Annotated in this window: 6 protein-coding genes; all 6 read left to right on the forward strand. The window is 48.7% G+C overall.

Annotated features, from left to right (window positions below; genetic code table 11):
• The 6 genes from GC178_01710 to GC178_01735 all read left to right on the forward strand — a co-directional run bounded on the left by GC178_01710 (position 1) and on the right by GC178_01735 (position 8,234).
• Positions 1-1,215 (forward strand): efflux RND transporter periplasmic adaptor subunit, encoded by a 1,215-nt coding sequence (locus GC178_01710; GenBank protein ID MBI1286269.1) that lies wholly within the window; start codon positions 1-3, stop codon positions 1,213-1,215.
• A gap of 133 nt (positions 1,216-1,348) precedes the next feature.
• Positions 1,349-2,182 (forward strand): T9SS type A sorting domain-containing protein, encoded by an 834-nt coding sequence (locus GC178_01715; GenBank protein MBI1286270.1) that lies wholly within the window; start codon positions 1,349-1,351, stop codon positions 2,180-2,182.
• Positions 2,183-2,307: 125 nt separating this feature from the next.
• Positions 2,308-2,976, forward strand: coding sequence for a response regulator (locus GC178_01720; protein MBI1286271.1), 669 nt, complete (start codon positions 2,308-2,310; stop codon positions 2,974-2,976).
• A complete protein-coding gene (locus tag GC178_01725) occupies positions 2,973-4,346 on the forward strand; it encodes a HAMP domain-containing protein (protein ID MBI1286272.1) in 1,374 nt (457 codons plus the stop codon). The genes GC178_01720 and GC178_01725 overlap by 4 nt, the downstream gene beginning before the upstream one ends.
• A 132-nt stretch (positions 4,347-4,478) precedes the next feature.
• Entirely contained in the window at positions 4,479-6,923 is a 2,445-nt protein-coding gene (locus tag GC178_01730; GenBank protein MBI1286273.1) for a TonB-dependent receptor, read from the forward strand.
• A 147-nt stretch (positions 6,924-7,070) separates the two neighbouring features.
• Entirely contained in the window at positions 7,071-8,234 is a 1,164-nt protein-coding gene (locus GC178_01735; protein ID MBI1286274.1) for a GHKL domain-containing protein, read from the forward strand.
• The last annotated feature ends 156 nt before the right edge of the window (positions 8,235-8,390 follow it).

An 8,390-nucleotide genomic window follows, 5' to 3' on the forward strand; every position in this document is an offset into this window, starting at 1 on the left:
ATGAACACGATCACATCAACATACAGAACACTCACCAGAGCGATTTTCCTCACGCTCATTTCAAGCGTTATCTTTTTATCATCCTGCAAGCAGGAAGCAGAGAAACCTGCCGAAGAACCAACGGTGCAGGAAGACCATCCACAACACGAAAACCTTGTTCAATTCACCGAAGCGCAATACAACATGGCGGGAATTGAAATTGGCAAGATCGAGCAGCGAATCCTCAGCAATGTGCTGAAGGTGAATGGCGTTCTGAGCGCTCCGCCTCAGAATCTCATCAGCGTTTCGGCCCCGATGGGCGGATTTGTGAAAAACACCGATCTGCTGCAAGGCATGCGCGTCAGCAAAGGACAGGTGTTGGCCGTTCTGGAGCATCCCGATTACGTGCAGTTGCAGGAGGATTACCTGAACAAGAAAAGCAAGCTGCAATACTTGGAACAGGAATTCAAACGGCAGGAAAAGCTGCGCGAGGAGAATGTGAACGCGGCCAAAGTTTACGAACAGACCAAGGCCGATTACCACAGCATGGCAGCACAGGTGAAGGGATTGAAGGAAAAGCTCGCCATCATTGGTATTGAAGCAGATGAACTGACGGAAGAGAATCTGTCACGAAAGATCAACATCTACTCGCCTATTTCGGGCTACGTTTCTGAAGTGAATGTGAACATCGGCAAATATGTGAACCCATTGGATGTGATGTTCGAGATCGTGGATACCGAGCATCTTCATGCCGAACTTACGGTGTACGAGAAAGACGTGGTGAAACTGCGCATCGGTCAGAACATCCGTTTCACGCTTCCGAACCAAAGCGAGAAAGAACGGTTGGCGTCTGTTTACCTGATTGGTAGAAAGATCGATGCGGACCGTTCTGTTCGTGTTCATGCCCACTTGGAGAAGGAAGATACCGACCTACTGCCTGGCATGTACATCAATGCGCAAATTGAACTGAGCGACAATAAGGTGAATGCCGTACCAGATGAAGCCATCGTCATGTCGGGTGGCAAGAACTACGTTTACATTGTGGAAAATACGCAGAATGAGGGTGATTACACGTTTCACATGACAGAAGTTCAGAAAGGCGCTGTGGAAGATGGGTATACAGAGATCTCGTTCTTGGAAAACATGGACACGAAGGACGTGCAACTGGTAACCAAAGGCGCGTTCTCAGTTCTTGCCAAAATGAAGAATACCGAGGAGGAAGACGGTGGGCATTGAGTGCAGGGATCGTCTCTTAAAATCATCTTAAAAAACATGGCCCTGGGTAGATTTCTTCTGAGAACATCGAATCTTTACTGAACTGTTTCGGTCGCTATCCGAGATGATGATGTTTAATTATCAATCTTAATTCATGAAGAAGAAAATTACCCTTGTCCTATCTGTTCTGTTAATGGCAGGACTGGTCTATGATGCCAACTTCCGTATGGCACATACAAATCCGAACGCTGCCCCAGCAGGAAATACAGGTTCGCCAGGAGACAACGGACACACTTGTGCCAGAAGCGGATGCCATTCGGGCGGACCATCTCCTACCAATCAGACCGTTACCCTGACAGGAATCCCATCGAACGGATATGTTGGCGGACAGACCTACAATATGACCATTACCATGTCCAATGGTGGATCGGTATTCGGGTTTTCGCTTTCTCCACAGACCCAACAAGGAGCTTTGGTGGGATCATTGACCGCCTCTGGCGCTGGAACAACGCTGAACGGAGGTTCCAAATATCTGACACAGACCTTCAATGGCATCTTCGGTTCGGGAGGTTCCAAAACATATACATTCGATTGGACGGCCCCAACGGCTGGAACAGGAAGCGTGACCTTTTACGGTTCGTTCAATTTTGCCAACGGCAATGGAGGAACCAGCGGTGACGTGATATTGCCTCAAACATTCACATTCAATGAAATGTCGAGCGTTGGAATTACGGAAAGCAATATCAAGTCTCTAACCGTTTACCCGAATCCTGTGGTTGATGAACTTCATATTGCAGCACGAGACGTGGATGATGAGATTCTGGTGACCATGTTTGATGTGCAAGGAAGAAAAGTGATCGAGGAGAAACACAATGGCAAGGCAGACATCAAGATCGATGTCCGTTCGAAAAGCCTGAACACGGGAGTTTACTTCGTTAAACTTGAAACAGGAGGAAAATCCACCATCAAGAAATTGCTGGTGAACTGAGAACCAAAATCCACTACCATGAAAAGGTGCTTTGCGGCACCTTTTCTTTTTTACTGGACGGCCTCTGATGGCATCCATCGTATATTCGATCAGCATTTTGATGATCCAAATCAACACCTTCCGATATGAGAATTCTGGTTGTCGAAGATGAAGTAGGTATTTGCAATTTTCTGAAACAAGGTCTGGAAGAAGAAGGCTTTGATGTTGATGTGGCCACAGATGGTAAAGAAGGGTTGATATTGGCACTTTCTGGCGACTATGACCTGCTGCTGTTGGATTGGATGGTACCTAAAATGAGCGGTGTGGAGCTTTGCCGAAAATTCAGGGAAGAATTTAAAATCACGCCTGTCATTTTCCTCACAGCAAAGGACACGGTGGATGAGACCATCTCTGGACTTCAGGCAGGAGGCAACGATTACATCAAGAAACCTTTTCACTTTGCCGAACTTCTGGAACGCATTCGCGTGCAGCTACGTAGCGGTCAAGTAGAACACGAACAACTCTACCTCGGCCCTATCAGGTTGGACACTTCAAGTCATCAGGCATTCAAGAACAATAAGGAGGTTCATCTTACGCAAAAAGAGTTCGGTCTGCTTGAGTTTCTATTGAGAAACAAGGGTGTGGTCTGCAATCGCACGCAGATTTTGGAAAACGTGTGGGACATTCATTTTGAGTACAATTCTGGGGTCATTGATGTGTACATCAACGCACTTCGTAGGAAGTTGGAACTGGGAGAGGACGAAAATTACATTCAAACGGTGCGAGGAATCGGTTACATTGCCAAAGAACCATGAGCCTGAGCTTCAAAGACAGGATCGCTTTCAATTACATGATCGCTACTGCGCTGGTCATTGCCGTGGTCTTTGCATCAGTATTTTTCATCGTTCGTGCCACAGTTTTAAACAACGTGGACAACGACCTGACCAAAGAGGCCAGCAGACATTTAATGGAGATACAGGTGGTAAAAGGCCGCGTGCAGTTTGCGGATGAGGAAGAATGGGAAGAACTGGAGCATCATGAGATATCGGTCAATCCCATGTTCATTCAGGTAATGGACACAAAAGGCAACATCGTTGACCATTCTCCCAACCTCAACGGACAGAAACTCGACTTCGACCCCTCCATTCCAACCCGTAAACACTTTACAGTTGGCGTGAACGGTAGAAATCTGCGCGAGGTACGCTTGCCTATTATCAGAAAAGACAAAATATACGGTTACCTCATTGCCGCGGTCTCCCTCGGCCCTTCGTTGATGGTCATTGATAAACTGCGAAATGTGCTGCTCATCTCCTACCCCATCATTCTGTTCGGTCTGTTCTTCGTTTCGCGCTATTTGGCAGGAAGAAGCATTGTTCCTGTGAGTACCATACGCGACACGACCGACCGCATTACCCGATATAATCTTAACGAGCGGATTCCACTGCCCTCCAATCAGGATGAGCTTCATGGGCTTTCCACCTCCATTAACGAATTATTGCAGCGCATTGAGGACGCCATGCAACGCGAGCGCCAGTTCACTTCTGATGCATCGCACGAACTGCGCACACCACTTTCTGTTTTGCGGGGAACATTGGAGGTGCTTATCCGAAAACCCCGAACGCATGAGGAATACGAAGCAAAGGTGAAGGAGAGTCTGGCGGAGATAGACCGACTGACCGAAACCATGGAACAACTGCTCTCCTTGGCCCGATCGGAAGACAGCTTGAAACTCAGCCAACAGATAAACCTTTCGGATGCCGTTCAGAGTATTCTGGTTCTTCAGGCCAAAGAGGCCAAGAAGAAAGGCATCCAGACCCAATTCACCAACGAACTGAAGCAAGAGGTTAAGGTACCTCAGGAAAACATTCAGCTTATCGTTGGTAATCTGGTCGGCAATGCCATCAAGTACTCAGAGCCAAATACGACTGTCAGTATTTCGGTAAGAACAGAAAATGGAAGACCCATTTTTGAGGTGAAAGATGAAGGAATCGGCATCAAGGAGGAGGATCTGAAAAACATCTTCAACCCGTTCTTCCGATCGGGAACGATGGAACACCGCCACATAGCTGGCAACGGTCTTGGGTTGGCCATTGCGCAGCGCGCTGCAAATGCGATGCACGCAGATATTACGGTTTCGAGTAAACTTGGTAAAGGCTCAACCTTTACTTTGATCTTAAACTCGTGAAATTTGTCAAGGGGTAAGCCTCAATTGTTTACCCAAAATTTCGACCAACAACGTTGAACAACTGGTCAAATACGCTGTTCTGCGTATTCTATTCTTAACGAAAAACCGATTTTTGCGCCTTCAACCTCGCAGATGAGTAGACTTTTCGCTCAGCTTTTCCTGTTGTTCATCCCCGTGTTCGCGCTTGCGCAGACGCAAACCATCCGTGGCGTTGTTACCGATCAGGAAAGTAAAATGCCCATCATTGGGGCGGCTGTGGTGGTGCTCGGCTCAGACCCTATCATTGGAACCACCACCGACATTGACGGGAAGTTCCATCTGCCCAAGATGAAGGTTGGGCGTATCGATCTGCAGATCTCCTATCTCGGTTACGAGCCACGCACACTTTCGGGCGTGCAGCTGGTAAGCGGGAAAGAACTTGTGCTGAACGTTGAAATGGTGGAGCAGGTGCTGAAGAAAGATGAAGTGGTGGTGAAAGCCTCGCGCAGCAAAGAGGAGGTGATCAACACAATGGCTACGGTTTCGGCACGGGTATTCTCCACCGAAGAGGCATCCCGCTATGCGGGAACACGGAATGACGTTTCGCGGATGGCCACCAACTTTGCGGGTGTGCGCGGTGCGAATGATGCTACCAACGACATTGTGATCCGCGGAAACTCGCCCACGGGATTGCTTTGGCGATTGGAAGACATCGACATCCCCAACCCGAACCATTTCGGAAGCCTTGGTTCCACGGGCGGCCCCGTGAGCATGCTGAACAGCAACGTATTGGCAAATTCCGACTTCCTCACAGGCGCATTCCCATCTGAATATGGAAACGGTATTTCGGGCGTGTTCGACCTGAAAATGCGTTCGGGAAACAACGAGAAGCACGAGTTTCTGGGGCAGATCGGTTTCAATGGCGTGGAACTCGGTGCAGAGGGTCCGTTCTCAAGAAAAAGTGGCGCATCGTACCTCATCAATTTCCGTTACTCCACCTTGGCATTGTTCAAATTGGGAGGCGTGAATTTTGGTACGGGAGATGCGGTGCCGAAATACTCGGATGTCAGTTTCAAGGTGCGCATTCCTACCAAACATGCGGGTATTTTCGAGATGTTCGGGATGGGCGGCATCAGCAGCATCGACTTCCTGGCCAGCCAATCGAAGGACAATTCCACCAACTTCTACTCGCAAGGCGGGTTGGATATTTACAACCGCACCAAAACGGGCGTTGTCGGAGTTTCCAACACGTTTCTTTTCAAGAATGCGAGCTATCTGAAGACCACTTTTGCGGCCAGCACCTTGCTGAAGCAGGATGTGGTCGATAGTGTGGATGTGACCAAGAACCCGTTCGATTGGTACAAGCAGAACTTCCAGGACCATCGGTTCCAAGCATCCATTTTCTACAAGATAAAATTCAATGCAAAACATAACCTGAAGGTTGGCACGCGCTACACGGTTTTCTATTCCATTTTGCAGGACAGTGCCTTTATTCCAAGCTGGAACAGTTACCAAACGCTGACAAATTTTGATGGCGTGACCGCACTCATTCAACCTTACGCACAATGGCAATGGCGCTGGAGCAATTCGTGGACAATGAACACAGGACTGCACGGCCAAGTGCTGACGCTGAACGGTGCCTACACCGTGGAACCTCGCTGGGGCTTACAATGGAAGGTGAATCCACGCCACAAACTTTCATTGGCGTACGGGCTTCACAGCCAGATGGTAACGCTGGACAAGTATTTCCTGGTGATGGAAGATTCTACAGGAAAGAAGGAAATGCCTAACAAGAACCTCGATTTCGTGAAGAGCCATCACGTGGTTTTGGGTTACGATTGGAGCCTTCCGTGGGATATGCGCATCAAAGTGGAGGCGTATTACCAATACATCTATGATGCGGTTATCGGTGCCGACACCAATTCGTATTCCTCCCTGAACGTTGGCAGTTTTACGCAAAGCGGACCTGACAACCTTGTGAATGGTGGAACGGGAACCAACTACGGAGTGGAGATCACGTTCGAGAAATTCCTGACAAAAGGTTATTACTGGCTGCTCACGGCATCGTTCTACGACTCGAAATACGTGGCCAGCGATGGTATTGTGCGCAACACGGTTTTCAACGGAAATTATGTGGTGAACGTGCTTGGCGGTTACGAGCTGCGACTGAACCGCAAAAACCCCCGCGAGCGATTGCCAAAACCAACTTTCAGCGAACGCAAACTGAAGCGATGGACCAAGAAGCAGGATCTGCGAAAGGCCACCAAACATTCGTTGAAATTCGATGTGAAGTTCACCATTGCGGGAGGTTCGCGTTACACGCCTATCGACCTTCAGGCATCTGCCTTGGCCAAGAAGGCTGTATATGTGGATGAGGCAGCCTATTCGCAGCAGTTCCAGCCGTACTACCGATTGGACCTTGGACTGACCTACCGCATGAGCCGCCCGAAGCTTACGCAGGAGTTTTCGGCATCTTGCCAAAATGTGACGGACAAGCAGAATCCGTTGTACAATCAGTACAACCCCGACCTGAACAAATTGGTGAATGTGAACCAGTTGGGCATCTACCCGCTTTTGCAGTACAAGATCCTTTTCTGATCCTGTCCCAGTACGTACATGCAATTTTTGTCGACAGACAACATTGCATTTCCAGCAACAGTTGTGTACCTTAGAAGGTGAATTTGGAACTGTCCGCGTTGATCGGCTCGCGGAACTGTCCTGTTGTTAACCATCACACATTGAACAATGGAGCAGGTGATCGACTTCTTTCGAAGATTGTTGGAATCGGATCAATTTATGCCACGTTGGGTCTGTGGCAAATGGACATCCTTCCACGGCTGGATATATATCGTATCAGACTTCACGATCTTTCTGGCCTACATGGCCATTCCCATTGCCATGATCTACTTTGTGCGGAAACGCTGGGGGGATCTTCCTTTCCGTGAAGTTTTCTGGCTTTTCATTGCATTCATCTCGCTTTGCGGAACTACGCATTTGATAGACGCCATCATCTTCTGGCTTCCTATCTATCGAGTGAACGCCATTGTGTTGGCTGCAACTGCTATCGTTTCTATTGTTACGGTTGTGGCCATGGTGAAAGCGATCCCTAAAGCCCTCTCTTACAAAAGCCCTGTTGAACTTCAGGCTGCGGTTGACTCGAAAACAGCCGAATTGGAGCAGCGCGTTTCCGAACTGAAACTTCTTTCTTCCAGAATTTCACGTAAGAAGCAACAAGTGGAAAATTTCGCTTACATCACCTCACACAATCTGCGCGCGCCCTCTGCCAATCTGGTGGCGCTGGTGCGCGAACTGGATGAGGCAGATGCTGAACGCAGGGAACAGATCATGCCGTTGCTGGTAAAAAGCGGCAATCAACTGATGCGGACGCTGGACGATATTTCGCACGTGCTTACGCAAAGCAATCCGCTGCACGAGGCACGCATCCTCAAATTCGTTGATCTGGTGGATGAGATCAAACTGGAACTCAGCTCAGAGATCAACGAGTCGGGAGCGGTCATTCTCGAAAACTTCGGTGAATGCACGGAGATCCTCTATGCGCCCGATCACCTCAAAAGTGTGATGCTGAACCTGATATCCAACGCCATCCGCTACCGCCACCCCGACCGCAAACCTGTGATAGAACTGAAAACATGGCGTTACGAAGGCCGCGTTTTCTTAGAGTGCAAGGACAACGGACAGGGCATCGACCTTCAGAAACACGGAGAAAGCCTGTTCAGACTTTACAAGACCTTCCATCGGAACCCCGAAGCCCACGGAGTAGGGCTTTTTCTGGTGCGGCATCAACTGGAATCTTTGGACGGTTCCATTGACGTTGGAAGCGTGGAGGGAAAAGGAACCACGTTCGTGGTAAAATTCGGAGACCCCGAACATATTGTAGATGAGCATTGAGAGAATAATTAATCATAATGATTATCCGCAATCCGACCCCGTAAATTGGTTACGGTGCATGGTTCTTGGTTTGTGTCAAAACTAAGAACATGATGACATTCAAGGATTTTTTCGAGCGGTTCGCTGACGAACAGAGCTGTCTGGAACATTTTGTGC

The organism is Flavobacteriales bacterium, assembly GCA_016124845.1.
In the GTDB taxonomy this organism is placed as follows: Bacteria; Bacteroidota; Bacteroidia; order UBA10329; family UBA10329; genus UBA10329.